Below are 24,927 nucleotides of genomic sequence, written 5' to 3' on the forward strand. Positions count from 1 at the left end.
TATTCGGTGAAAATCTCGAAGACTGTTCACACGGTGTACCATCTCGTTCCCGGTGCACTGTCTGAACGGTGTGAAAAGTGTAGACGGTTTCCGCTACTGTTAAGTCATTTTGGCTGGATGATAGCTGTGTCTCGCCGCGTCCGACACCACGGCGGACATTGCACAATGTCTCCACTGCTCACACCGTGTCGACGGTCGAAACCTCGAGAACGGTGTTCACCGTCGATCGCGTGCCTCACGTTTCGACCGTTGAAACGGTTCACACGGCACCAACCGTCTGCACATTGTAGGATGTCCGGAACGTGCAGACGTCCTCGAGTGGGCGATCGAGCCACCAACGGCCGCCATCAGGCCACAGCGCCGTCGATCGAGCCAGTTTTCACACAGTGTAAGAAGCCCAGACGTTTTACACCGTGTAGAAGGTGTACACATTCTATACCGTGTAAGCAGTGCACACGTCTTCGACCTCGGAGACGGTCGACGAGGTCCGCACTGTCTCCACGGTCCCGGGCGCGGCGGAGGTGTTCCCACGAATGACGACAACCCCACGTGCCGTCAGCGTCGCCCTCCAGAAGGGCGGCGTCGGCAAGACTACGATCGCGATCAACCTCGCGGAACGACTCGCGAACCGCTCGAACGACGTCCTGCTCGTCGATCTGGACCAGCAGGGAAACGCCACCGAAGGCGTCGGACTGCACGACGCCTACACGAGCGACGTCCACATCGGGGACGTCCTCGAGGACGGCTCCGAGACGACCCTCGCGGACGTGATCCGCACGGTGGACGCGTTCGACGTGCTGCCCGCCCACGAGGACCTGGACAGCGTCGAGAACAGCATCCGGAGCGCGACCTTCGGCGAACTCTGGATCAGAAACGAGATCGTCGATCCCGTGCTGGGCGATACCTACGACTACGTGGTCGTCGACTCGCCGCCGAACCTCGGCCCGCTGGCCGACGCGTCGCTGATCTCGACGCAGAACGTCATCGTCCCCCTGCGGATGAGCGAACCCAGCGTCAGCGGCTTCGAGCGCATGTACACCCAGCAGATCGATCCGATCCGCAAGGAGATCGACCTGGACATCCTCGCGATCGTCCCGAACTCGCTGGCCGGCGACAACGAGGAAAAGCGCATCATCAGCGATCTCGAGGAGTCCCAGTTCGGCGAGTATCTCCCGCAGTTCGCCCGCTCGACGCACTTCGACGATCCCGACTCGCCCGGTCCGGGCCTGCGCGAACGCATCGCGTTCCGCCGCGCGTGGCGCGAGGGCGTCCCGCTCGCCGAGTACGATCCGGAGAGCGACATGCTCGATCGACTGGACGAACTTGCCGCAGTCGTCGAGCGCGGAGGTGTCGCCGATGCCTGAGGACAACCGCTTCGCCGGGCTGAGCGAGGCGGTCGACGAGGACGAACCCGACGAGTCCGCCGACGGAACCGGAACGGCCGCTACGGCCGATGAGAACTCGAGCAGGGGAGCGGCTTCGGGGGATAGCGAACCTCTGGCTTCCGATTCCGCCGGATACACTACCGCATCCGGTTCCGAATCGGGACCAGCCGGTTCGAGCGATTCGGACGAGTCAGACGATCCGGCCGCGTTCCCGTTCGACGCGACGGAGAAGAAAACCGTCTACGTTCGCCCCGAGACGCTCGACGAACTGGAGGACGCGCGGGCGCTGGTCGACGCGCAGTTGCGAACGGACCACGACGTCCGCGATCTGACCGGGCGGGAGTTCTACGACGCCGTCTTCCGGTTCGCGGCGTCGGACACGGCGGGCCTGATCGACGAGATCCTCGAGGCCCGAGAAGAGTAGCGGCGGGCCGACTCGAGGCGACTATTCGGCGTTCTCGACCGAATCAGCGTTGTTGTTTCCCTCTCCGTTAGCGTCACCCTCCTCGCCGTCTTCGCTATCGCTATCAGCACCGGCTCGCTCGATGGTCTGCTCGCGGATCGTCATCCCCTTTCGGCCAAGGTGCTGGAGCTGTTTCCGGGCGAAGTCTTCCTCGCGCGTGCCCCGCGTCGCGAGCACGTACACCAGCGCGCCGCCAGCGGGGCGCATCGTCCGACCCGCTCGCTGGGTTCCCTGTCGCCGCGAGCCGCCGAGTCCGGACGCGACGATCGCCAGATCGGCCGTCGGGAGGTCGATACCCTCGTCGCCGACCCGCGAGACGATCAACAGGTCGCGTTCGTTCCGCCGGAACTCGTCGAGCAGCCGCCGGCGCTCGTGGTGGGGCGTCTCGCCGCTGAGGAAGGGAGTGTCGAGGGCGGCCGAGAGGTCCCGCCCCTGCTCGAGGTAGTCGACGAAGACCAGCGCTCTCGAGTCGGGGTGGGCCGACAGCAGGTAGCGGACCTCGTCGACCTTTCCGCGATTCTTCGCGGCGATCCGGTACTTCTCCTGGCCCTCGGCGGACGCGTAGGCGTTCGGCTGCTCGTCGTCGCCCCACGGGACGTACCGGATCTCGAGTTCCGGCTCGGCGACGAAGCCGGCCTCGAACAGCGCCTCCCAGTCGGTGCCGATCGGCGGGCCGACGAGGGTGAAGATCTCCGTCTGGCGGTCGTCCTCCCGGATGGGGCTGGCCGACAGTCCCAGTCGGTGGCGCGATTGCAGGTGCGTACTCCGGCGGTAGACGTCCGAGGGAACGTGCTGGCACTCGTCGAAGACCACCAGTCCCCACTCGCGGTCGTCGAACAGCGAGCGGTGGCGGTCCATTCCCGCGATCTGGTAGGTCGCGATCGTCACCGGGCGGACTTCCTTGCGGCCGCCGTGGTACTGCCCGATCTGGTCGGCCTCGAGCGAGGTGTACTCGAGGATGGCGTCGGCCCACTGGCGAGCCAGATCGCGACTCGGAACCAGTATCAGGGTCTCGCCGCCGACGTGGGCCATCGCCCCCATCGCGGCGACGGTCTTTCCGCTGCCCGGCGGGCCGACGAAGACGCCCTCCCCGGCCTCCGCGAAGCGATCGACCCACGTTCGCTGGTAGTCGCGCAGGCGAACCGCGAGGTCGATGGGCAGGTCCTCGCCGGACTCGAGGTCGCGGTGGTCCTGGACCGGGTACCCCGCCTCGTAGAGGATGCGCTTGATCGCCGCCTCTGACCCCTCGCGAACCCAGTCTTCGGTGTCCGATATCGGCGCGTGGACGTGTTCCTCGTCGAGTTTCTGGCGCGCGACGTTGCCCATGACTTCCGGACTCTTCGCCTCGAGGACGGTGTACCCCTCCTCGTGGGTGGTCAGCCGGAACTGGTGAGCACGGTCCCACTGGCTGTGGACCCACTCCTCGAGCCCCTCGGAGCGCTGCCCGAGCGCCTGTCGCATCGTCCGGGCGAGTTTCTCGAAGGAGTCGTGGGGGGCCTGCCAGACGTCCTCGGGTCTGACGACGTACCGGTATCCCTGCTCGCCGTTGGCGTCCGCGAGGTGAGCGAACTGGGCGAGTTGGGCGCGCGTGAACTGATCCGGTCGGTCGACGACGATTTCGCGGCGCTTCGGGAAGACGACGACTCGCTCGCGGTCGGTGAGGTCCTCGAGTTCGCTGGGATACCAGACGACGGGATCCGTTTCGACGGCGAGTCGCTCGACGTCACCCCGTTCTGCGAGGCCCTCGAGTGCCTCGCGGGCCGTCTCGTGCGCGGTCTCGAGGGCGCGGGCGACGGCCGCCGCGGTGAGCACGGGTCGGCCGGCCTCCTGGCACGCGTCGTGGAACTCCGAGAGCGTCATCCGGTCGCCCCGGTGCTCGTCGTCGGGTCCGCCGGCCGATTCGTCGGTCGACCGCTCGCGCTGATCGGAATCGGACGAGGAACGTTCGTCGGTCACTGACCCCTCGTAGCGGCGGTGGGGGTAAACCGATTTCGCTCGTCACGATCCGGAATCGATGGGCAGCGTGCCGTCGGCTCCGGGTCACTGTAATACGTCGCCACTGGCGACCCGTGAGTCACCGGAGCGGTCGACTCCAGCGGCGACGTTCAGCGTCGGCCGCCCTCGATCGGGGTCGGCGACGCGGTCGGCGTTCCCGTTGGGCGAGTGCCTCGGTGAGACCGATCGCGGTTATCGTCTTCCTACGGGGGCTTTCGCACCGGTGATAGCGATCATCGCGACACTGACGACTTCCGTGTACCCACAGTATAACTCGAGAATTCGATCGAGGAGAGTCCACTCGGGGTGGCGAACTCAGCGAGACGAGCACGACGGCCTCGTGCAGCGTGGTACCGTCCGATTCGACACCGAAACACCACTCGGCTGATCGGCGTCGAACGGCGGATCCGTTCTTCGTGGGCCGAAGCGGAAATGGGGGCGGGCGCTGCTTCGACGGCCGCAAACTGGGGGTCACAGTCGTCCGTCGGAGCAGGGGGACGTTCAGGGGGAGAGGGTGGGAGATGACCGGATCAGTGGGAGCCCCGTCGTCGTCCAGGGGTATTGTCCCCGATCGCTCCTTTCGGCCGTCACCTAATAGTGATACGACCGTGTTTTCTGGGTCGGAAAATCCCACCCTACACCGCTCGAACCGGTCCGGCCGAACGACGGATGGCTACGACCGTTCGCGGTCGCTCCCACAGGTTCTTTGTCGCTTCGCTCGAGGTGCCGATATGCAGTATCTCGCCGGGACCCGATCCGTCCACACGACGGCATCGATCTGTGACTATCTCGACGAGCGGACGACGCCCGACGACACCGTCACTGTCGTCGCAACCGCGTCGGCCGACGATCCCACGGCGCGACGGGATGCCAGGGAAGCGCTCAACGTCGCTTCCGTTCGGTTGACGACCGTCGGCGAGGTCACCACGACGCTCCGCGAGGACACCGAGTTGGCCGCGGCGCTCCTCGAGGCGGCGCCGGCGGTCGAGGCCGACGAGATCGTGATCACGACCTCGAGCGGTGACGCGGAGCCGTCGTCGACGTCCGAATCGGCCGTACACGCCCTTCTCGAGTCGACCTCGATCCCGGTCGTCGTCGTTCCGGTCGCGGAATCGTGAGCGGTCTCCCCTCGCGGGTCCGTTCTCCCCCACCGGGACGAAACTACCGCATTCCGCGGGGTAGATGACGGCTACTTAATTCGTTGTCACGTGAAATTCCCCTCGATGAGTGACGAGATTCCGTTGTTCGAAATCCCGTGGGACGAAACCGACGTCTCGAACGCCGTCGAATCGATCACGCGGGGATCCTATTGGGCAAACGGGCCGTACGTCGAGGAGTTCGAGCGCGGACTCGAGGCGTACCTCGGCGTCGAGCACGCCGTTACCGTCAATTCGGGAACGTCGGCGCTGGTAGCCGCGCTGACGGCCCACGGTATCGGCGAGGGGGACGAGGTAATCGTTCCCTCGTTTACGTTCATCGCGACGGCCAACGCCGTCCGGCTCGTCGGTGCGCGCCCGGTGTTCGCGGACATCGAACGCGAGACGTACGGATTGGATCCCGAGAGCGTCAGCGAAACGGTCAGCGACGAGACGGGGGCCATTCTGCCCATTCACCCGTACGGGGCGCCGTGCGAGATCGACGCACTGGCCGAGATCGCCGACGACGCGGACGTCCCGCTGATCGAAGACGCCGCGGAAGCGTTCGGTGCCGATTACCGCGGTCAAACGCTCGGAACGATCGGTGATTCGGCGGCCCTGAGCTTCTGTCAGAACAAGATCCTGCCGACCGGCGAGGGCGGCGCCGTCGTCACCGACGACGACGAGGTCGCACGACGCCTCGAGGAGTTCCGCTCGCACGGCCGCTCCTCGTCGGCGTACTTCGATTCGACGGGCAGCGGAGAGTACGCCAGCGTCGGGACGAACGTCCGGATGTCGGATCTCGTTGCGGCCGTCGGCTGTGCCCAACTGGAGAAGGTCGAAGATCACATCGAGAATCGACGCCGCGTGGCGGCGCGGCTGTCCGAGGGACTCGGCGACGTCTCCGGCGTCGAACCGCACACTGCCGCCGGTCGCGGTCGCCACGTCTACCAGTTGTATACGGTTACCTTCGACGCAACTATCGACCGAAGCGCCGTTATCGACACCCTAGCCGAGCGGAATATCGCGTCGAAAGTCTACTGGGAGCCGGGAGCGCATCTGACGCAGAGCTACCGCGACGAATACGGTTACGAGCCGGGACTGCTTCCCGTTACGGAGGAGATTACGGGGCGTGTGCTCTCCCTACCGATTCATCCGGATCTTCGAAGCGACGAAATCGACCGTATTACGGCCGGAGTCGAGGCAGGCATCGAACGGGGACGATCGATGGAACCCTCGGCGTCGACCGAACCGACGGACTGATTCTACGTCGATTGCCGACCGGGCGGGATCGGTACGGCCGTCTCAGGAAGGCACTGACTGTCATACAAACCGACCCATAACAAAGGGAGGCCATCCAGACTGAGCGAACAGGCCGCACTACCATCGGTGCGACGCCGGCGGTGCTGCGGCAGTTGGGGTCAAGACTTACCTATGAGATGGCCAGTCACAGCCGACGCGAGGATGTCGATCCGCGACGCGATCATGCGGATCGAACGATCTGAATCCGGAGGCATCGTTGTCGTCGACGACGAGCGTCGACTCGTCGGAACCGCGACGACCGGACGACTCAGGCGCAAGCTCCGCGACGGAGTCACGCCGGACACTCCGGTATCGACCGTCGTCGACGAGGATCCGATCGTCGTCGACGCGAGCGGTTCCGTCCGAACGATCGACGGAACTCCGGACGACCAGAGGGATGCGGGACGCGACGCAGTCGTCGCACCCGTCGTCGACGAGGACGAAACCGTCGTCGACGTCACGACCGTCGAGTTGACCGACGGGGTCCCACGCGAAATCGATTCGGAATCCAACGGTGTCGAGACGGAATCAAACGGCGTCGAAACGGTACTCGTCGTCGGCGGGGCGGGCTATCTCGGCTCGGTACTGTGCCGGCAACTCCTCTCGGAGGGCTTCGCCGTCCGCGTTCTCGATCCGCTGATGTACGGTAACGCCGGAGTATCAGATCTCACTGACGACGACCGGTTTACCCTGCTTCGAGGCGACGCGCGATCCGTCGAGAACGTCGTCGAAGCCATCGACGGCGTCGACGCCGTCGTCCACCTCGGTGGGATCGTCGGTGATCCCGCCTCCGAGATCGATCCCGAGAAGACGCTCGAGTACAACCTTCACTCGACGCAGCTGCTGGCGACGATCTGTAAGTACCACGGGATCAATCGATTCGTCTTCGCCTCGACCTGTAGCGTCTACGGGCGATCCGAGGACGGTAGCGGACGGCTTTCGGAAGAGGATGCGCGCAATCCCGTCTCGCTGTACGCTCGCCTGAAGATCCAGTCCGAACGGGTTCTTCGCGACCTCGCCGACGACTGTTTCGCGCCGACGATCCTCCGAATGGCGACGGTCTACGGGCAGTCGCCGCGGATGCGGTTCGATCTCGTCGGGAACATTCTCCCGGCCAAGGCCCACGTGGAGGGCGTCGTTCCCGTCTTCGGCGGCGACCAGTACCGGCCGAACGTCCACGTCGCTGACGCCGCTCGCGCTTACGTCGAGTGTCTGACCGCGCCCATCGAGGACGTCGGAGACACCGTCTTCAACGTCGGTTCGAACCGGCAGAACTACCGGATCGACGAACTCGCGACCATCGTCGAGGACTGTTTCCCCGACGCCTCGATCGAGTATCACGAAGAGAAGACGGACGAGCGGAGCTACCGCGTCGAGTTCGAGAAGATCCAGTCCGTGCTTGGCTTCGAACCCCAGCGAACGGTTCGAGACCACTGTCTCGAGCTGAAGGAGGCGTTCGAAGCGGGACGGTACAGCGACTACACCGCGACTCGCTACAACAACTACAAGACGCTCGATCGCGCCCCGAGCTACGAAGACACGACCGCCGTCCTCGAACCTCGCGATCAGGCGGTCGCCGTCCAGCCCCGCGAGAAACTCACCTCCAAAGAGGTCTAGCCGGAACGTTCGTGTGCGCTCGTCGATCCGACGGAGACCGTCGTATTCGTGACAGTACGTTCACCGTCGGCGCGTGATCTCCGATTCTTCGTCGCGACGTAGAGCAGCGTCGCTCGCGCAACTCGTAGTCGCGGTAATCGACACCGATCACTTTCTCAGTTACTTGCTCTGGTGGAACCGTCCTCCAGCGACGAGCCCCGTTTTGGGGTAGCGGACGCCGTATCTCCAGGTATCGTGGAAATAGCATTCAACTGTATCGAGACACAAGCGGTAGTCGAATGCCTGGTACCCTGATGCAGGCGCTTTCCTACACGATGTTGGCGGTCGTCGCCGCGCTCGTCGGGGGGCTCGTGGCCGTCTACCGTACGCCGGGACCGCAAATGGAGAGTAACGTCCAGCACTTCGCGGCTGGCGTCGTGTTCGCCGCCGTCGCCGCCGAACTTCTCCCGGACGTCCACACGCGGGCTCCGGCCGTGGTCGTCGTCGGATTCGCGATCGGCGTCGTCACCATGCTCGGTATCCACCGACTCAGCAAGTACGTCGAAAAGCGGGGTATCGGCGGAAAGATGGCGGGTGCTGCTGGCCTGCTTATCACCGTGAGTATCGACATGGTGATCGACGGCATCCTGATCGGCGTGGCGTTCCTGGCGGAGGCGGCCACGGGAGTTCTCATCGCAGTAGCGCTCGCGATCGAGGTCCTCTTTCTCGGCGTGACCGGCGTCATCGCGCTCCCCACGGAGACGAGCACGCCCAAAAAGCTGGCAGTCCCCGCTGGATTCGGGATTCTACTGCTGATCGGAGTGATCACTGGTGTCCTCGTGTTCGACGGCGTTACGGGCCCTCCGATCGCGCTCGTGCTCGCGTTCGGCTCTGCCGCCCTCCTCTATCTGGTGACCGAGGAACTCCTCGTCAAAGCGCAGAGCGTCCCGGAAACGCCGACGTCGACGACGCTGTTCTTCGTCGGATTTCTCCTCATCTTCCTCCTGGACATGCTCCACTGATGACTGCTGAGAGCTGAAAGACATGATCCCCGGTATCTAGGGCGCGAATCCCCGGTCTTCACCGAGACTCTCGCTGTTCGACCTTGTCACCGCTACAACTCACGTTACGCCGTTCTGTGTACGTCGTCGCTTTTTCGGTCCGCTGTTCATCGTCCGCGATGAACGCAGCGTGAGCGATATTATTTTTACGTGTGCATGTAGTACTGTGTACTACGATGGCGACGAAAACGATTTCACTCGACGAAGAAGCCTATGAGCGGCTAAAGGCCCGAAAAAAAGAGGGAGAAAGCTTCAGTGAAACCGTCAAGCGCCTTGCTGGAGAACGCTCGTGGAACGAGGTTGTAGGACTCCTCTCCGAGGACGAGGCGGCAGACCTCGAGGCCGCTATCGAGGAGGGACGAACGACGTCCAGAGAGCGGAGTGATCGACTCACAGCGGCGTTAGACGAAGCCGTAGACGACGAGACGTCGGAATGATTCAGGACACGTCGTTCATTATCGACTTATTACGTGGCGATGAAAATGCAAAGCGACTTCTCGATATCGTCGAAAAAGAAGCACGACCACAAAAAGTGTCCTCCGTGACGGTTTTGGAACTTTACGAGGGCGTTGCTCGGTCTCAAACACCGGAGACGAAGCGAGAGCGAATTCTCGAGATACTAGAAACGAAGCACGTCGTGAGTGCCGACCACACCGTAATGCGAAAAGCCGGAAAGCTCTCCGGTGAGCTACTCAATGGCAGCGAACGGATTGAGCGAGAAGATTGTATTATCGCCGCAACTGCGCTTCTCAACGACGAACCGGTTATCACGAGAAATACCAAGCACTTCGGGCGTATCGACGGCCTCGAAGTACGGTCTTACTAAGGCTTGATTGCGTGAGAGACTACCTACTTTCACGCTGCTCGACCTTGTTCAGATAGATAATATCCAATATGCGAACTACTGAAACACTGATGGTAGTACCATCAGTCTCCTGCTGGTGGTAAGATTCTTTGCCTATGGCACTATAGTCATATCTATGTCAGCAGAAACGGACGGACAGGGGAGGCTGTACATCCCCAAAGACGTACGAGAAAAGTACGGCGAAAAGTACCACATCGTCACGTACGAGGACAGAATTGAACTCGTTCCGGTTGCAGACGACCCGCTCGCTGCAGTCCGCGAAGCGGCAGGCGAGTTACGTGACGCGTCCGTCGATGATATTCGCGCGGACATCGAAGCAGAAGCGAAAACTGAGGCCCGCGAGAACGGGGACGATAGATGACGGTCTACGTCGAAACCGACTTTCTACTCGCACTCGCCAAAGACTCGGACTGGTTGCAGCAATCAGCAGAGGAGGCACTCGACGAGTACGACGTAGAAACGTCGGCCTTCTCCTATCTCGAACTCCTTCTCGCCCGAGAACGGTACGAGTTCGATTACGTCCCACTCGTGGCAAACTTGCTCGAACTCGTCCCTGTCCGAGACGAGGAAGAACGACAAATCGTTCTGAAGGCCGTCAACTACTACGACGAGGGAATGACGGCGTTCGATGCGTTCCACGCAGCGACTGCGGAAACACGTACGCTGAACGTGCTCTCATCGGAGAAAGACTATGAGAACATCGAGGTGGAACGAGTCCCGCTAGAACCGGCTGATGAATGACGTAGCAATATCTCCGTCGCGTGCTACCGATTCTCGCGCTGCTCGACCTTGTTCAAATAGATGAAATCCACCATACACACTATTGAAACGTTTTGTTGGGTACCATCAGCCACACGCTAGTGGTAAGACTCTTTGTCCATGGTAACCTAGTCGAATCTATGTCAGCAGAGACGGATGGACAGGGACGGCTGTACATCCCAAAGGAGGTGCGCGAGAAGTACGGCCAGAAGTATCACATCGTCATGTACGAGGACAGAATCGAGTTGATTCCGGTCGCCGACGACCCACTCGCCGCTGTCCGCGAAGCGGCAGGCGAACTTCACGATGCATCAGTCGAGGAAATTCGAGAGGACATCGAGGCGGAGGCGAAAGACGAGGCTGAGGAAGCCGGCGGCGATAGATGACGGTGTACGTCGAGACGGATTTCCTGCTCGCACTCGCCAAAGACACTGATTGGTTGCAGGGCTCCGCTGAGGACGCCCTCGGCGAGTACGACGTCGAAACGTCACCGTTCTCGTATCTCGAACTCCTCCTCGCCCGAGAACGCTACGAGTTCGACTACGTTCCGCTGGTGGCGAACCTGCTCGAACTCGTCCCTGTGCGGAACGAGGAAGAGAAACAAGTAGTTCTGAAAGCCGTCAACTACTACGACGAGGGAATGACGCCGTTCGACGCCTTCCACGCGGCGACTGCGGAAACGCGGGGAATGGACGTACTCTCCTCTGAGAAGGACTACGAAAATATCGAGGTAGAACGAGTCCCACTCGAACCGACCGACGAGGAATGACTCCGGACGGAGGATATAGTCCCAGCAGAACGAAGCGTGGTACTCGTAGTGGTTGTCGTGGCGCGTGTGCAACAGACTTGCGTCGAATCTTCCGGCTGCTCATCAAGTCTGAGATCTCGTATGGTGGCGTCGAGAATCGACCTCGCCTCACTAATACGTAGTTAGAAGATCTGTAACAGCCGTCCGTACGCCTACCGACTCTCCCGCTGCTCGACCTTGTTCAGTTCGATGAAATCCACCATGGATTCTCGCGAAAACAACGTCTGATCACAAAATCATCCTGTCGAATATAGGGTTTAGCGTCCTTCACTAGGCGACATATATAAACGAAACTGCCGAGGCCTATAATTGTTAGTATCGGTCGGTTAGCGCGTGTCGAACGAGTCGATCACGTCGGTCGTCGAATGGGTCTCGACGATATCTTGCTCATCGAAGTCGGTGTCGTCGCTCCAGATGTCCGCGTCACTGGCGAGGGCACACGCGACGTACAGCACATCGTCGGGATCAGTCTCACCGATCGCCGCGTTGGCCTCCTTGATATAGGGATAGAACTTGCTGGCGGGGACGACCTCAATATACTGAAACAGGAGGTCAATGAACTGCGCGACTCGATCCGGGTGCATCCCAGATTTATCGACGATCAACTCCGTGTAGTTCTCGATTTCGTCGTGGACGAACTCGGGTGTCACGAGATCTGGTTCGAGCGTAACGATGAGTTCGCGGGTTTTCGAGTCGGCGATGAGCGCTGAGATGACGACATTGGCGTCGATAACCAACTTCATTCGTCGGGACTACTCCAAATCCTCTTCGACGCGGTCGCGTGCGCTCTCGTTGACCTTGTTGGCTATTTCTGCGACGTCGCTCTCGGTGAGTTCGCTTCCGGATGTGAGCTCGTCCATCACTTCGAGTGTCTCGATTTTCTCTTGGATCGCCTGGCGGGTGACCTCGCTCCAGTTGATTTCCGGATGTCTCTCCATCCGATCTTTGAGATCGTCGTCGACATTGACGGTGATACTGGGCATACAGAAAACTATGTAGACACAGAATCTTGTGTCTTTGGATGGAGACACAGCAGCAAGAACTGACCGCTAGCTTCACGGTATTCCTCTCATCGAGACTGAGCAGGGTACCCGAGCGGTGTTGTTGGAACGTGTTCGACCGGACGAGTATCCAGTCTTCCGGGTGCTCATCGACTCCGAGTAAACGCGAAGAATCCCGCAGAACCGAATTTTATATTCCTATTTGGAGGATAGAACGCCGATAACGTATGTTTTGAACCTTACCGGTTCTCTCGCTGCTCGACCTTGTTCAGTTCGATCAACAGCCTGAAAATCGCCTTCACGAGGTTCGCGTCGACGTCGAACTGCTCCGCGTTGGCGCCGGCCCGATCCATCACCTGCTGTTCCTGCTTCTCGTCGGTCGTCGGGAGCCCCCGCTCTGCTTTGACCTGCGCGATCGTGTCGGCGACGTAGGTCCGCTGGGCGATCAGTTCGACGATCTCCTGGTCGATCGTCTCGATCTCCTCGCGCAGTTCGTCGAGGCTCATGTCGTCCGGCGTGCGGTCCCCTCCGTCCGTGGCTGTGTCGGATGTGCGAGTCATGTCACTTGTGTCCCGTCCGTTCGCGTCTGCAGTAATCGTGTCGTTCCGTCGCGTTCGTCCCAGCGCTCGCGGACCGCCTCGAGCGTCGATCGCTCGCCGACCGCGACGTAGCTCGGCCCCGTTCCCGACAGCGAGACGCCGGTGACGTCGGGCAGGACGTCGATCATCGGCCCCGTCGGAAACTCGAGGGCGCCGCAGAAGGCGAAGCCGTTGACGGTCATGGCTTCGCCGTAGCGGCCGTCGAGAGCCAGTTCCGCGACGAGATCCGCCATCGGCGCGATCCGCTCGCAGGCCGAGACGTCGGCGTCGGCGCTGAAGGACTGGTCGGGCGGCGTATAAACCAGCGCGTCCCAGTCGATCTCCTCGCGGGCGAGCAGGTCGTCGGTCGCGTTGTCGGTGACCGTCACGCCGCCGAGCATGCTCGCGCTCGCGTCGTCGAAGGCGCCGGTGACGGTGACGCCGGCGTCACGAGCCGCGCGAACCCCCAGCCGACAGGCGTCGATCCGGTCGACCGCGTCGGCGATCTCGAGCGCGTCGAGCGTCGCGAGCACGGTCGCGTTCGCCGCGGCGCTGGAACTCTTCAGGCCCGAGGCCATCGGGACCTCGCTGTCGGTCCGGACGCGGGCGCCCACGGCCGACCGGTCCAGTCCGGCGTCCGCGGCGTGTTCGGCGATCGTCAGCGCGGTACAGCGCTCGACCAGCGTCGTATCGGCGTCGGGCCGGTCGGCGATCTCGGCTCCGATTTCGCCGTCGCTGGTGAGTTCGACGGTGGCTGTCGTCTCGAGGTCGATCGCGAACGCCGATCCGGTTCCGGTCGCGAGCGCGTTGAGAACCGTTCCGGCGGCGGGTGCGACGGCGCGGCCGTCCATGGTCACACTCTCTCAGACCGCGTACTTACGGCTGACGATCCGCGCAACGTGAGGGGGATAGCGGCGGGTTCAGACGCCGAGAACGCACTCTTTTTCCACGATCCGCACGAACCGACGCCCAATGAGCGCGCGCAACAACGTCGCACCCAGCACGATCGGCGTCGACTTCGTCGAGGGCGGCGTCGTCGTCGAGTACCTCGACGGACGGGACGTCTTCTACCACGGCCCGCCGAAACCCGTCGAGGGGAGGATCACGACCCCACCGGGCAAGGAGGTCCACGTCCTCGTCACCGACCCCGACGGCGTCGAGGGCGTCATGACCTACGTCAACGACCGCAACACCCACGACGACATCCTCGAGTCGACCGGCGTCGGTCGCGTGATGCTCGAGCGCGACGACGAGGAGGAACTCTTTCCGGGCGTGACGGTGTCGACGGAGGCCTACTCGATCCGCGTCGAGGCCGACCTCGCGCTGGTCGACGGCCGCGTGTTCGTCTTCGCCGAAGACGAGATGAGCGAACACGCCTACGAACTCGTCGAGCGCGTCGACTCGAGCGACGGATCCGACCCCGCTACCGACGACGAGACGGCCGACACGGACGACGATAGCGGAACGGACTGGGGATAACGCGATGCCGCTACAGAAACCCTGGCGGGACCTCGACCGAGAGGCGGTCGCGAGCGCGCCCGATCGGCCCGGCGTCTACGAGTTCGGCGACGGTTCGGGGTCGGTCCGGGCGGTCGACCACGGCGTTCTCCGCGACGAACTCAAGACCGCGCTGGCCTACGGCGACGCCGACCGCGTGCGGTGGACGGAGACCCACACGCTCGAGCAGGCCCGCGAACTCGCCGCAGAGCACCGCGAGCGACTCGAGTGAGATAGTACGCGACTTGCGGCCTCGACGCCGACCGTCGACGGAGCCGATTTCGATCGGCGACGCGGTTTCTATCACTGAATGTAGGACGGGTCGGAGTCGTCGCAGTGCTTCTCGTGCTCGCTCGCGTCCGACTTCTCGTCGAACAGGAGCCCGCACGTCTCGCACTCCCACCAGGTCGCGTCGTCGCGCTCGGTCTGGAGTACCATACGGAATAATTCTCCGCGAACGGCAAAATGCGTTTCTCCGGTTTCCACCGTTTGATCCGCACTGCGTCCCTGATCGACGGAACGTCGGAGTCAGTCCTCGAGGTCGATGTTCGTGCGAGTCCGCGACCGTGTATCTGCGGAGTCATGTGCGTCCGCAGTGTCGTCGTCCAGAAGCCGCTGCATCTCGCGTTCGAACTCCGCCTCGCTGATGTCGCCCGCGACGTACTGCTCCTTGAGTCGCTGTTTGCGGTCTTCGGCCGTCGGCTCGACTTTCTCCGAGGCGTCGAACTGCCGCAGGATCGGGTACTCGCGCTCGAGGCGCTCGACGATCGAGGCGAGTCGATCGCTACGGGGGAGCGATTTGGTCCGGAGGACGGAGACGACCGTCGCGAGCAAAAACACCACTGCGAGCACGCCGAGGGCGATACCGGCCACGATCCACTCGGCGGCCGCGCCGAGCATCGCCAGCAGGACGAACTCCTCCCCGTAGTAGACGCCACCGGAGAGCACGGAGAGGGCGTCCAGTACCCCCAGTAGTCCGACGCCGACCAGCAGAATTCCGGTGACAACGAAGCCGCCGAAGTACCACCAGTGACGCGACGCCATAGGTGATAGTTAGCGCTGAACCGAATTAAGCGTAGGGATCGACCCCGTCGAAACGGCCCACGGGACGGCCGCCACTCCCGACAGTCCTACGCGTCGAGTTCGGTCAGTTCCTCGACGTCCGGGATCTTCTCGCTGGCGGTCGTGATCTGTTGCATGCGCTGTTCGTGCTTGGTGTAGGCGTACTCCGCGAGATCCGACGGGCTCGGGCCGGGCCCGTCTTCGGTGCTGGCCCCGCCGTCGCCGGCCAGACTGTTCTGGACGAGCGGCACCAGTTCGTCGACGGTGTCCCGGAGGACGTCGGGATCGACCTCGCCGTCGATCACGAGCGACTTGAGCTGGGCCATCCCGAAGCCGACGTGGCGCCCTTCGTCGCTGCGGACCAGCTTGAGCCCCTCGACCAGCCCCGGCAGGTCGGGAAGGTCGGGCTCCTGTTCGCCGTACGCGAGGGTCAGCCCGTAGTAGCCCGTCTGGGCCAGAATCCCCTCGATCGTCAGGTGGTAGTGACAGTGGGCCCGCGCTCGGTTCTCGGGCGTGTCGTCCTCGAGCAGTCGCGCCATCGCTTCCTCGTTGCGCTCGAACAGTTCGTCGTAGGCGTCGTTGAACCACTTCTCGTCGGTCGGCGAGGAGAGTTCCTGCCCGCGGCGTTCCTCCTCAGCGTGGATCACTTCCCGCCAGTAGCGGTCGAAGAAGTCGGTGTGCTTGGACTCCTCGTAGAGCTGGGTCGTGATGAACATCTGATCGCCGATATCCTCGAGAACGACCGCCAGCGGCGCGAGGTCTTCCGTCACCGACTCCTCGCCGGCGCCGAACAGCGCCAGCGACTGCTTGAGCCCCTCGAACGCCGGATCGGAGAGTTCGGCGGCGCCCTCGCGGTCGGCCTCGAGGTCGATCTCGTGGGGGTCCCAGTGTTTCTCGACGGCGTTTCGGTAGTAGTTGTGCGAGCGAGTCGTCGTCTCGAGTTGCATCTCGGGCTGTGGTTGACTGTCAGTTGCCATCGTTGGACGAACGTACCGGAAGAATCCCCCTGAACTTGTATCTCATACAGTAGGGTGTTTAAGTAGTAGAATCGAAATGCTCCGGTATGGGACTCATCGCGGAGTTTCGCCTCGGCTCCCTCGACCTCCCGCTGACGGACGCGGTCGCGGCGGTCCCCGCAGTCACGGTCTACATCGAGCGGATCCTCGTCGTCGATCCCGATCGGCCCGTCGTACTCTGTCGGGTCGTCGACGATCCCGACGACGAGTTTCGCGACGCGCTGACGGACGATCCTACGGTCGCGGGCGCCGTAGCGCTGGACGACGCCGGCGGGAGCGTGCTGTACCGGATCAAACTGCGCGACCCGCCGGTGCCGATCTATCGGAAGTACGTCGAACTGGGAACCACGCCGCTGGGCGGCATCGTGACCGTCGACGGCTGGTGGGCCCGCGCCCGATTTCCCGACCGCGAGGCGCTCGCGGAGTACCGGGCGTTCTGCACGGACCGCGACGCGACCTTCCACCTCGAGCGGCTCACCCGGGAATCGACGGCCGACGATCCGCCGTTCGGACTCACGCGGGAGCAGTACGAGGCGCTCGTCGCGGCCCGCGAGGCGGGCTACTTCGCGGTCCCGCGGGAAGCGTCGACGGAGGAAGTCGGCGACCGCCTGGGGATTTCGGGCCCGTCGGCCTCCGAACGCATTCGCCGAGGGATCGACCGATTGCTCGAGAACGCCCTCTGAACCGTCGAGTTCGACGTCAGCTGACAGGAAAATTCTCAAGGCGACGCGGCCGAAAGGTCGGGGCATGAGCGAGTCGGATTCCGACGGGGTTTCGCTGACGGTCCGGGCCGCCGAAAAGCGCGACGCCGGACGCGGCGTCGCACGCATTCCGGAACTGGCGCGGCGCCAGCTCGGCGTCCTGAGCGGCGACACCGTCGTCATCGAGGGTGAGACGGCGACCGTCGCGAAGATGTGGCCGGCCGATCCGTCGGTTCCGGAGAACGCTATCCAGATCGACGCGGACACGCGCGCCAACGCGGGCGCACACGTCGGCGATATGGTCGCCGTCCGGACGAAGGACACGTCGACGATCGCCGAGGCCGAGCGCGTGACGCTGTCGCCGCCGCCGACGCTCACCGACGACCAGTTGGCGGCCGCCGAACGCGAGGCGACCAAGACGCTCCGCAACCGACCCGTGCGAGCCGGCGAACAGATCCGGCTCGAAGGGGTCGATCAGGAGCCGTTCCGGGTCACCGACACCGACCCCGCCGGCGACGTCCGCATCACGAGCACCACGACGGTCCGGATCGTCGGCAACGGGGCGGGAACGGCGGGGAGCAGCGGCAGTACTCCCTCGAGCGCGGGCCGATCCGGCGGGCAGAGCGCGGACGACGGAGGTGGCGGGTCGGCCGAGGGCGGAGGAGCCGCCACCGCGCCCGCGGAACCCACCTCCGGCGTCACCTACGAGGACATCGGCGGCCTCGACGAGGAACTCGAGCTCGTCCGGGAGATGATCGAACTCCCGCTCTCCGAACCCGAACTGTTCCGGCGACTCGGCGTCGATCCGCCCTCGGGCGTCCTGCTGTACGGCCCGCCGGGCACCGGGAAGACGCTGATCGCCCGCGCGGTCGCCAACGAGGTCGACGCCAACTTCGAGACGGTCTCCGGGCCGGAGATCATGTCGAAGTACAAGGGGGAAAGCGAGGAACGGCTCCGCGAGGTGTTCGAGCGCGCCGAAGAGAACGCACCGACCATCATCTTCTTCGACGAGATCGACTCCATCGCCGGCCAGCGCGACGACGAGGGCGACGCCGAGAACCGGATCGTCGGCCAGCTGCTGACCCTGATGGACGGCCTCGACGCCCGAGGCGAAGTGATCGTCATCGGCGCCACGAATCGAGTCGATACGATCGACCCCGCGCTCCGCCGGGGCGGCCGCTTCGACCGCGAGATCCAGATCGGCGTCCCCGACGCGGAGGGCCGAAAGGAGATCCTCGAGGTCCACACCCGCGGGATGCCCCTGGCCGACGACGTTAGCGTCGACGCCATCGCGCGTCGAACCCACGGCTTCGTCGGCGCCGACCTCGACTCCGTGGTGAGCGAGGCCGCGATGGCCGCGATCCGCGGCCGGCCGACCGAACGCGACGAGCGCGAGGCGTGGAACCGCGAGCCCACCGTCACGAAGGCCCACTTCGACAGCGCGCTCGCCGCGGTCGAACCCTCCGCGATGCGCGAGTACGTCGCCGAATCGCCCAACACGGACTTCTCGGATGTCGGCGGTCTCGAGGAGGCCAAACAGCTGCTCCGGGAATCCGTCGAGTGGCCGCTGACCTACGATCGGCTCTTCGAGGCGACCAACACCCAGCCGCCCTCGGGCGTTCTGCTGTACGGCCCGCCGGGCACCGGGAAGACCCTGCTCGCCCGCGCGCTCGCGGGCGAAACCGACGTCAACTTCGTCCGCGTCGACGGCCCCGAGATCGTCGACCGCTACGTCGGCGAGAGCGAGAAGGCGATCCGCGAGGTGTTCGAACGCGCCCGTCAGTCGGCCCCGTCGATCGTCTTCTTCGACGAGATCGACGCGATCACGACCGCTCGCGGCGACGGGAACGAGGTCACCGAACGCGTCGTCTCGCAGCTACTGACCGAACTCGACGGGATGCGGGAGAACCCCAATCTCGTCGTGCTGGCTGCGACGAACCGGAAGGACCAGATCGATCCCGCGCTGCTCCGCCCCGGACGACTCGACACCCACGTCCTCGTCGGCGAACCCGATCGCGAGGCCCGCGAGAAGATCCTCGAGGTCCACACCCGGGGCAAGCCGCTGGCCGACGACGTCGATATTTCGGCACTCGCCGCCGAACTCGAGGGCCACACCGGCGCGGACCTCGAAGCGCACGTCCGGACCGCCTCGATGCAGGCGATCAGGGAAGTCGCCGACGAATACGGTCCCGACGGGGCGAACGACCGGGCCGACGAGGTACTCATCGAGCGTCGGCACTTCGAGGCGGCTCGAGCGAACGGGACGCCGGCACAGTGAGCGTCCCGGCGAGTCGTTGCTGGGGACACTGCTATCGGCGGATCGGAATCAGAAGTCCGAGGCGACCCGGATCTCGGGATTCGGCTGTTCGTCGATGTAGTTGCTGTCCGACGGCGGGATCACCTCGAGTTCGAGCGTTCCGATGTCCTGATCGGCGCGGAGGCTCTGGTCACCGTCGAACTCGAGGAGCGCCTCGTGGTCTTCGAGACCCGATCCGTCGCCGGTCTTCGCTTCGACGACGCCGTCGAGTTGCGCCGAGCCAGCCGTCGCGATGACCCGCGCGTTCTCGACGTTGTTGCCGTTTTCGTCGATAACCGAGACTTTGACCTCGCCGTCGGACCCGGTCGCGTCCGCCTCGACGAGTTCGTCCTCGATCTCGACGGAGACCTCCGTATCACCGACGTCGCCGATACCGCCGAGCATGTTCAACATCAGCGCGAGCGCCGCGACGCCGACGACCAGCGCGATCACCAGTCGAATCGGTAATCCTTCGATCGCCCGGTCGTCGCGACCGAGCGAGCGTCGTGAGTGAAACGTCCTGTCCGCGGGGTTCGGCGTCGAGGGTTTCGAAGGCATGCTCCTTCTGGGCCGGGCTTCCGACTTAAACTCCAGACCGACAATTCATATGCGAAGCCGCTGCCGGCCGGCTGGGACCGCGTCGACCCACGCTCGTAATCGGGAGCGTCAACGTACTCGAGAGCGTCAGTGTCGTCCGTACAGCGAGTACATAATCGCGACCAGTCCGGCTAACCGACTGACATTCTCGAGAAATACCGTGAGGATCTGTCTCGCGCCGAACGCCGTCGTCACCGTCACGTTGATCAGGAACGGACAGAGCGTGAGCAAGAGCAATCCGGCGGCGAGATAGAGCATCGACGGGGCGTCGTTGCGGCGATAGCCGCGATACGCCTGGTAGGCGATGACGGTCCCGAACAGCGCGACCAGAAAGAGACTCGCGACCGTCAGCAGTTCGAACAGCGGCGCCTCGTCGAGACGGACGGGGCTCTGACTCATCGCATCCCCTCCCAGAGGCGGGTGAACTTGTCGGCGACGTCTTCGTCCTGATACGTGAGTTCGAGTTCGAGCGATCCGTCCTCGAGGGAGAGCTCGAGTCGATCGAGGTTCGCGCTGTAGATGCTGTAGTGGTTACCGTCCGGCGCGAGTTCGGTTTCCTCGGTGACGAGCCGACACTCCTCGAGACGATCGAGACGTCGATAGATCGTGGGCAAGGACGCATCACAGCGGTCACTCAGGGTGCTAGCAGACATGGGTTCGACGCTCGTATGGGTGAGGATTTCACGCGCGTACTCGTCGTCGAGTACCGCGAGCACTGTCGAGAGGTCGGTATCCTCACTCACTGGTACCTGATCGTTCAGCTATCGATATGAAAAACCATCCGTTTTTTCTAACAGAGAAAATCCGCTCCCGATGATATATCGTAATGAGGTTTACGACTGGGGCCGCCCCAGCCAGTGAAACGTCCGCTCGAGCAGTCGCTCCTCGGCGGCCGACGAAAACCGGTGTCCTTCCCCGGCGAACCGCTCGAGGAGAACGTCCGTCTCGAGCGCGGCCGCGGCCTCGAAACTGTCCGCGAGCGGGACGGACTCGTCGTCGGCGCCGTGGAAGATGGCGGCCGGAACCGAGAGCGACGACGCGACCGCGTCGAAGTCGTACGCGTCGAAATCGTCGAAGAACCGGTCGTCGATCCGAACGCCGGTGTCGAACTGACACGCGCCCTCGCGCTCGACGATCGAGCGATACGCCTCGAACGCGCGGTTGTACGTCACGGGCGCCCGCGTGACGACCCGCTCGACGCGGTCGTCCGTCGCGGCGGCATGGAACGCCACCTTGCCGCCGAAACTCGAGCCGAAGAGAGCGACCGACTGCGGATCGAAGTACTCGAGGACGGCCCGCAGATCCGTGAGTTTCGCGCTGAGCGTCCCCTCGACGAACCGTCCGTCGGAGTCGCCACAGCCCCGAAAGTCGAACCGGACGGCGTCGTAGCCGCGCTCGACCGCGCGCCGGCAACGGTGTTCGTAGCTGCCGGTCTTGTCGCTCAGAAAGCCGTGACAGAACACGAGCCACTCGTCGCCGGTCGCCTCGTGGTGAACGGCGGCGACCCGTTCCCCGTCGGCGACCGGGATTCGGTGTTTCGTTTCGGTCATAGCGGGACCGACGGCGTTCGGACCCGTAGGCGTTGCCGTCCGGCAACGATCCGCGCTCGTCGGCCCGGTATCAGCGCCGGCGTATCGTTTAACCGCCTCCGCTTCGACCTGTCGGGTATGACCCGCACGACCTACACGTGCACCTGTGGCGCCCGCCTCGAGTACAGACAGGACCTCGAGAAGGAGTCGGGGCTCGCGGCGCCGACCTGGAAGTGCACGGACTGCGGGACGCCGGTGCCGGGCCAGATCGCCGAGAAGGTCAGCCACCAGCATCCGTCCTGACTCGCCCCGGCGGCCGAAATTGCAAGCCGGACCGATATTCCGCCGAACGAATAACTGAGCGCACACCGATGGAACGCACCCGAAGACGGACGCTCGAACTGACCGGACTCGCAGCAGTCGGCTCGATGACTCTTCTCGCCGGCTGTGGCGACAGCGGCCCCGGTGGCGGAGACGGCGACAACGAGAGCGAGAACGAGAGCGGCGACGAGCAGGCCGAGCACCCCGACGACGTCGAGAGCGACGGGCCCGGCGGCGCCGAGGACGAGCAGGATCCGACGGCGAGCACGGCCGACGACGAGAACGAGAGCGAGAACGAAAGCGACAACGAGAGCGAGGACGGCGCGGGAAGCGACGATGCAGCGACCGACGGCTGACTCGGACGTCGAACGGGTCGCTCGGCGCTCACTGGGTCCGACCGCGTTCGAACGTTCGCTCGAGCGCCCGGCGACGGCGGCGCGCATATCGCCACTGCGTGTACCCATAGTAAGCGAGCGAGAGCATGGCGATCAGCCAGAGCACGATCGTCGACCCGGCCAGCGCGACCAGCGGTTCGATACCCGTCTCGGGGGCTCGGGCGAACCGTTCGGCTACGAGGCGGTGGTCTGACGAGGCCCCCACGACGAACGCGTAATAGGAGAAATACATGACGCTGACGCCCCAGAGCGCGAAACACGAGATCGAGACGAGCCGGGAGCGCCGAACCGTCGCGTCGGTCATCGCGCCACCTCGTCAGTCGAATCGGCGCACTCGCCGAGACGGCGGACTCCGTTCGCCGGGAGTAACGAGTTCGGAGCGGTCGTAGGTATCGTCACGAGCGTACTATCCACCGAATGCGACCCGAATCGGTTAGTTCCGGACCTGCATCTGGCCGTCGGTTATCAGGGGCCGACGCCGTCAGAACTTCTGTCGGGCTGCCTCAAGAGCTGGCGTTATTGAATGGGAGTACGCCGTCTAACCTCATGCTCGAGGCACCCTAGAGTAGCATCTCGAAGGGTTCACTCCGAGATACAATCTTCGATTCGTACTTAAAATAGGCGTGCTAATCAGTGTCACTTATCCCGTTCTGGTGTCCAGGGGTTGTATGATCGCTATCGAAATCACCGTTTCAAGTGCCCTCAAGGAGGTTCTTGAAGCGGTCCCGAAGACACTGTTTTCAGAAGGACTGGCAGATGTGTTAAGCTACGACGTCTATGAATTCTCCGGGTTCGGTATCTGTGCAATCAGTCTCTTGTGTTACCTTTGGAACAGGGATTGGGATCGAGTTTCCGTTACCGAGTACCGACGATTCGGATCACCTCGAGAAACGAGTGTTGTTGTAAACGGTGATGGGCTCCCAGTTGGCGGCGGGGTTGATACTCGTGGAGTCGGGGTTCGGATACAGCGGAGGTAGAGCCAGCTTTGACTGTCCTCGATTGGGTCTAATCCAACCGGAAACGTAGCGTGTGAAGTTTAGGCCAGATATAGCAACCTATACCAGCTAGAGGGTCGAAAATATTCTTCAAGGTATAGACTCCGCGATGAGAGATCTCTCGGTTTCAGGCGGTGGTGACAGTGATAAGGAGGAGATCGATCAAGAAACACTCTACAATGATCAAGAGCCTCCACTGTCCTAACTGGAACTCTTACTGTTCGAAAGCGTCAGCCAGCCGCTCGCGCATGAACTCGCGTCGGTACTTCCGTCGTTCGGCTTCCGAGAGATAGTTTTTCAGTACCACAGACGGGTCAGAACTCCCCTGGTCGCCGGCTATCACGTCGAGATTATCCAGTAGGTCGTTCATCGCCTGATTGTACGTCGTATACCAGAACCGTCGACCCATTTTCGAGGTCGGCTGCTTGTCCCGCACACGGATGTCCGCCCGGTCGGCCAGCCGCTTGAACCAGCGCTGGATAGTCTCGCCGGTGACGTGGCCGCTCTCGGACTGGCGCGACGGGAAGAGGTAGCCATTCCACTGGCGATCGCGACCGCCGAGGGCATCAATCCGATCGGCGAGTTCGGGAACACCGTAGATCAGCGCGACCGTTCCCGGGCCGTTCTTTCGTTCTTCGAAGGCGATGTGTGGGTCATCGTCCTCGAGTACGAACTGGGAAACGTGCAACGACGCGACCTCATTCCGCCGGAGACCCCACGCGCACAACGCGAGGACGAGAATCTGTTCGTCGGGGCTCCCGACGGCGTCGTACAGCGTGCTGACCTGCTCGCTCGAGAGCGCAGGATTGTCCTTTTCCGTGTCGCGGTGGTTTCGCCAAATTTCGCGGTGATCGACGTTCTCGGCCGGGTTGAACGCCGCTCCATGCCGGTTCTTGAGGTGGCGGTAGAACTCCCGAATGTCGCTCAGATACCGGAGTTTCGAGGCTGGACTCTCGAGTTCGTCGTCGAGTTCGTCGAGGACAGTTTCGACGCGCCGGAGTTCATCGTACTCGTTGGTCGCCTCGAGTACGCGGTCGACCAGCGCCGCCGTTCCGTGGACGGAGTCGTACAGCCGGACGTAGGTTGCGAGTCGATATCGCTTCGAGTCGACGGTGGTCGGGGCACGTTTGCGTTCGGCGCGTCGGAGGAGTGACTCGAGAGCCTCGATCGTGGTCTCGTCGTCGATCCCCCACTGGTAGGACTCCTCGGAACTGGGTTCTACGTAGCCGACCGTCTCGAGAAACTCGGTCAGCGTCATGCCGTGATGCTCGCGTAACGCGTAGGCAATTCCCGAGTAGCCCGCCTCGGCGACCTCGTCGTAGGTCGGTCGGTCGTCGAGATCGAGACCGTCCCGTCGGAGGTCAGGTTCGATCCGTGTGTTCCAGAACGTCTGGAGTTCCTCGAGTGACTTGCGCGACCAGTTGATCGTTTCCTGTTGGGTCATCGTCTCACCCGCTCGAGAAACCCGTTTCCTTCGGGTTGCGGTGATTCTAAGACCGTCATTTTCGTACGTCTCGCCACAACTGACAATCACATAAAACTACCGCTAACGAGTGTGTCGTAGGGAGG

General features: G+C 63.3%; 33 protein-coding genes. 19 read left to right on the plus strand and 14 right to left on the minus strand.

All coding sequences use genetic code 11. The features are described from left to right. Window positions 1-533: 533 nt before the first annotated feature. The gene (locus J0X25_RS38995; protein ID WP_226777388.1) at window positions 534-1,364 is read left to right on the plus strand and encodes a ParA family protein; all 831 of its coding nucleotides are present in this window, start codon (window positions 534-536) and stop codon (window positions 1,362-1,364) included. Then, a complete protein-coding gene (locus J0X25_RS39000) occupies window positions 1,357-1,809 on the plus strand; it encodes a DUF7970 domain-containing protein (protein WP_226777389.1) in 453 nt (150 codons plus the stop codon). Before J0X25_RS38995 ends, J0X25_RS39000 begins: the two co-directional genes overlap by 8 nt. 21 nt (window positions 1,810-1,830) lie before the next feature. On the opposite strand, the gene J0X25_RS39005 is transcribed toward J0X25_RS39000, so the two are convergent. Beyond that, the gene (locus tag J0X25_RS39005) at window positions 1,831-3,804 is read right to left on the minus strand and encodes a DEAD/DEAH box helicase (protein WP_425600943.1); all 1,974 of its coding nucleotides are present in this window, start codon (window positions 3,802-3,804) and stop codon (window positions 1,831-1,833) included. 770 nt (window positions 3,805-4,574) lie between these two features. Between J0X25_RS39005 and J0X25_RS39010 the strand changes: the two genes are divergently transcribed. From J0X25_RS39010 to J0X25_RS39055, 10 genes are all read left to right on the plus strand, one after another. Beyond that, window positions 4,575-4,961 carry a universal stress protein UspA gene (locus J0X25_RS39010; RefSeq protein WP_226777390.1) on the plus strand — a complete coding sequence of 129 codons (387 nt, stop codon included), beginning with the start codon at window positions 4,575-4,577 and terminating at the stop codon, window positions 4,959-4,961. Window positions 4,962-5,066: 105 nt separating this feature from the next. After that, window positions 5,067-6,242, plus strand: a complete 1,176-nt coding sequence (locus J0X25_RS39015; protein ID WP_226777391.1) for a DegT/DnrJ/EryC1/StrS family aminotransferase — start codon at window positions 5,067-5,069, stop codon at window positions 6,240-6,242. A 201-nt stretch (window positions 6,243-6,443) separates the two neighbouring features. Next, on the plus strand, window positions 6,444-7,898 hold the full coding sequence (locus J0X25_RS39020; RefSeq protein ID WP_226777392.1) for an NAD-dependent epimerase/dehydratase family protein: 1,455 nt from the start codon (window positions 6,444-6,446) through the stop codon (window positions 7,896-7,898). A 278-nt stretch (window positions 7,899-8,176) separates the two neighbouring features. Next, on the plus strand, window positions 8,177-8,899 hold the full coding sequence (locus J0X25_RS39025) for a ZIP family metal transporter (protein WP_226777393.1): 723 nt from the start codon (window positions 8,177-8,179) through the stop codon (window positions 8,897-8,899). Between the two features lie 215 nt (window positions 8,900-9,114). Then, window positions 9,115-9,375 (plus strand): antitoxin VapB family protein, encoded by a 261-nt coding sequence (locus J0X25_RS39030; protein WP_226777394.1) that lies wholly within the window; start codon window positions 9,115-9,117, stop codon window positions 9,373-9,375. Then, window positions 9,372-9,764: a type II toxin-antitoxin system VapC family toxin gene (locus J0X25_RS39035; protein ID WP_226777395.1), complete on the plus strand. Its 393-nt coding sequence runs from the start codon at window positions 9,372-9,374 to the stop codon at window positions 9,762-9,764. The genes J0X25_RS39030 and J0X25_RS39035 overlap by 4 nt, the downstream gene beginning before the upstream one ends. Window positions 9,765-9,918: 154 nt before the next feature. Beyond that, window positions 9,919-10,164, plus strand: coding sequence for an AbrB/MazE/SpoVT family DNA-binding domain-containing protein (locus J0X25_RS39040; protein WP_226777396.1), 246 nt, complete (start codon window positions 9,919-9,921; stop codon window positions 10,162-10,164). Continuing rightward, on the plus strand, window positions 10,161-10,544 hold the full coding sequence (locus tag J0X25_RS39045; protein ID WP_226777397.1) for a PIN domain-containing protein: 384 nt from the start codon (window positions 10,161-10,163) through the stop codon (window positions 10,542-10,544). The genes J0X25_RS39040 and J0X25_RS39045 overlap by 4 nt, the downstream gene beginning before the upstream one ends. A gap of 158 nt (window positions 10,545-10,702) precedes the next feature. Then, window positions 10,703-10,948 carry an AbrB/MazE/SpoVT family DNA-binding domain-containing protein gene (locus J0X25_RS39050; RefSeq protein WP_226777398.1) on the plus strand — a complete coding sequence of 82 codons (246 nt, stop codon included), beginning with the start codon at window positions 10,703-10,705 and terminating at the stop codon, window positions 10,946-10,948. Next, window positions 10,945-11,331: a PIN domain-containing protein gene (locus J0X25_RS39055; RefSeq protein ID WP_226777399.1), complete on the plus strand. Its 387-nt coding sequence runs from the start codon at window positions 10,945-10,947 to the stop codon at window positions 11,329-11,331. The genes J0X25_RS39050 and J0X25_RS39055 overlap by 4 nt, the downstream gene beginning before the upstream one ends. A gap of 365 nt (window positions 11,332-11,696) precedes the next feature. Here the strand turns inward: J0X25_RS39055 and J0X25_RS39060 are convergent, their stop codons facing one another. The 4 genes from J0X25_RS39060 to J0X25_RS39075 form a co-directional block, all read right to left on the minus strand. Continuing rightward, window positions 11,697-12,113, minus strand: coding sequence for a PIN domain-containing protein (locus J0X25_RS39060; RefSeq protein WP_226777400.1), 417 nt, complete (start codon window positions 12,111-12,113; stop codon window positions 11,697-11,699). Window positions 12,114-12,122: 9 nt separating this feature from the next. After that, the gene (locus J0X25_RS39065; protein WP_226777401.1) at window positions 12,123-12,353 is read right to left on the minus strand and encodes a hypothetical protein; all 231 of its coding nucleotides are present in this window, start codon (window positions 12,351-12,353) and stop codon (window positions 12,123-12,125) included. A 257-nt stretch (window positions 12,354-12,610) separates the two neighbouring features. Beyond that, entirely contained in the window at window positions 12,611-12,931 is a 321-nt protein-coding gene (locus J0X25_RS39070) for a chorismate mutase (protein ID WP_226777402.1), read from the minus strand. Beyond that, a complete protein-coding gene (locus tag J0X25_RS39075) occupies window positions 12,928-13,800 on the minus strand; it encodes a shikimate kinase (protein ID WP_226777403.1) in 873 nt (290 codons plus the stop codon). The genes J0X25_RS39070 and J0X25_RS39075 overlap by 4 nt, the downstream gene beginning before the upstream one ends. Window positions 13,801-13,921: 121 nt before the next feature. Here J0X25_RS39075 and J0X25_RS39080 point away from each other — a divergent pair, with 121 nt between their 5' ends. Both J0X25_RS39080 and J0X25_RS39085 read left to right on the plus strand, forming a co-directional pair. Beyond that, a complete protein-coding gene (locus J0X25_RS39080) occupies window positions 13,922-14,428 on the plus strand; it encodes a DUF5796 family protein (protein WP_226777404.1) in 507 nt (168 codons plus the stop codon). A 4-nt stretch (window positions 14,429-14,432) separates the two neighbouring features. Continuing rightward, complete coding sequence (locus J0X25_RS39085; protein ID WP_226777405.1) at window positions 14,433-14,678, plus strand: DUF7508 domain-containing protein; 246 nt, start codon at window positions 14,433-14,435, stop codon at window positions 14,676-14,678. Window positions 14,679-14,749: 71 nt separating this feature from the next. Here J0X25_RS39085 and J0X25_RS39885 read toward each other — a convergent pair whose 3' ends face one another. The 3 genes from J0X25_RS39885 to J0X25_RS39095 form a co-directional block, all read right to left on the minus strand. Then, on the minus strand, window positions 14,750-14,884 hold the full coding sequence (locus tag J0X25_RS39885; RefSeq protein ID WP_284145213.1) for a DUF7128 family protein: 135 nt from the start codon (window positions 14,882-14,884) through the stop codon (window positions 14,750-14,752). Window positions 14,885-14,974: 90 nt separating this feature from the next. Next, window positions 14,975-15,490 carry an SHOCT domain-containing protein gene (locus tag J0X25_RS39090; RefSeq protein WP_226777406.1) on the minus strand — a complete coding sequence of 172 codons (516 nt, stop codon included), beginning with the start codon at window positions 15,488-15,490 and terminating at the stop codon, window positions 14,975-14,977. A gap of 86 nt (window positions 15,491-15,576) precedes the next feature. Beyond that, entirely contained in the window at window positions 15,577-16,485 is a 909-nt protein-coding gene (locus J0X25_RS39095; protein ID WP_226777407.1) for a ribonucleotide-diphosphate reductase subunit beta, read from the minus strand. Between the two features lie 86 nt (window positions 16,486-16,571). Here J0X25_RS39095 and J0X25_RS39100 point away from each other — a divergent pair, with 86 nt between their 5' ends. Together J0X25_RS39100 and J0X25_RS39105 are read left to right on the plus strand one after the other, a co-directional pair. Next, complete coding sequence (locus J0X25_RS39100; protein WP_226777408.1) at window positions 16,572-17,207, plus strand: helix-turn-helix domain-containing protein; 636 nt, start codon at window positions 16,572-16,574, stop codon at window positions 17,205-17,207. A gap of 64 nt (window positions 17,208-17,271) precedes the next feature. After that, entirely contained in the window at window positions 17,272-19,503 is a 2,232-nt protein-coding gene (locus J0X25_RS39105) for an AAA family ATPase (RefSeq protein ID WP_226777409.1), read from the plus strand. A 48-nt stretch (window positions 19,504-19,551) separates the two neighbouring features. On the opposite strand, the gene J0X25_RS39110 is transcribed toward J0X25_RS39105, so the two are convergent. The 4 genes from J0X25_RS39110 to J0X25_RS39125 form a co-directional block, all read right to left on the minus strand. Then, window positions 19,552-20,079 (minus strand): DUF7382 domain-containing protein, encoded by a 528-nt coding sequence (locus tag J0X25_RS39110; protein ID WP_226777410.1) that lies wholly within the window; start codon window positions 20,077-20,079, stop codon window positions 19,552-19,554. A gap of 126 nt (window positions 20,080-20,205) precedes the next feature. Further along, the gene (locus J0X25_RS39115) at window positions 20,206-20,517 is read right to left on the minus strand and encodes a DUF7521 family protein (RefSeq protein WP_226777411.1); all 312 of its coding nucleotides are present in this window, start codon (window positions 20,515-20,517) and stop codon (window positions 20,206-20,208) included. Beyond that, a complete protein-coding gene (locus J0X25_RS39120) occupies window positions 20,514-20,861 on the minus strand; it encodes an ArsR/SmtB family transcription factor (RefSeq protein WP_226777412.1) in 348 nt (115 codons plus the stop codon). Before J0X25_RS39120 ends, J0X25_RS39115 begins: the two co-directional genes overlap by 4 nt. A 90-nt stretch (window positions 20,862-20,951) precedes the next feature. Further along, complete coding sequence (locus J0X25_RS39125) at window positions 20,952-21,668, minus strand: alpha/beta hydrolase family protein (protein ID WP_226777413.1); 717 nt, start codon at window positions 21,666-21,668, stop codon at window positions 20,952-20,954. A gap of 117 nt (window positions 21,669-21,785) precedes the next feature. On the opposite strand from J0X25_RS39125, the gene J0X25_RS39130 reads away from it, so the two are divergent. Further along, the gene (locus J0X25_RS39130) at window positions 21,786-21,950 is read left to right on the plus strand and encodes a hypothetical protein (RefSeq protein ID WP_226777414.1); all 165 of its coding nucleotides are present in this window, start codon (window positions 21,786-21,788) and stop codon (window positions 21,948-21,950) included. Between the two features lie 68 nt (window positions 21,951-22,018). Then, entirely contained in the window at window positions 22,019-22,324 is a 306-nt protein-coding gene (locus tag J0X25_RS39135) for a hypothetical protein (protein ID WP_226777415.1), read from the plus strand. A gap of 28 nt (window positions 22,325-22,352) precedes the next feature. Here J0X25_RS39135 and J0X25_RS39140 read toward each other — a convergent pair whose 3' ends face one another. After that, window positions 22,353-22,667, minus strand: a complete 315-nt coding sequence (locus J0X25_RS39140) for a hypothetical protein (protein WP_226777416.1) — start codon at window positions 22,665-22,667, stop codon at window positions 22,353-22,355. A 364-nt stretch (window positions 22,668-23,031) separates the two neighbouring features. Here J0X25_RS39140 and J0X25_RS39145 point away from each other — a divergent pair, with 364 nt between their 5' ends. Further along, complete coding sequence (locus J0X25_RS39145) at window positions 23,032-23,340, plus strand: hypothetical protein (protein ID WP_226777417.1); 309 nt, start codon at window positions 23,032-23,034, stop codon at window positions 23,338-23,340. Between the two features lie 232 nt (window positions 23,341-23,572). Here the strand turns inward: J0X25_RS39145 and J0X25_RS39150 are convergent, their stop codons facing one another. Then, on the minus strand, window positions 23,573-24,802 hold the full coding sequence (locus J0X25_RS39150) for a tyrosine-type recombinase/integrase (RefSeq protein ID WP_226777418.1): 1,230 nt from the start codon (window positions 24,800-24,802) through the stop codon (window positions 23,573-23,575). Between the last annotated feature and the right edge of the window lie 125 nt (window positions 24,803-24,927).

Source organism: Haloterrigena alkaliphila (assembly GCF_017352155.2).
In the GTDB taxonomy this organism is placed as follows: domain Archaea; phylum Halobacteriota; class Halobacteria; order Halobacteriales; family Natrialbaceae; genus Haloterrigena; species Haloterrigena alkaliphila.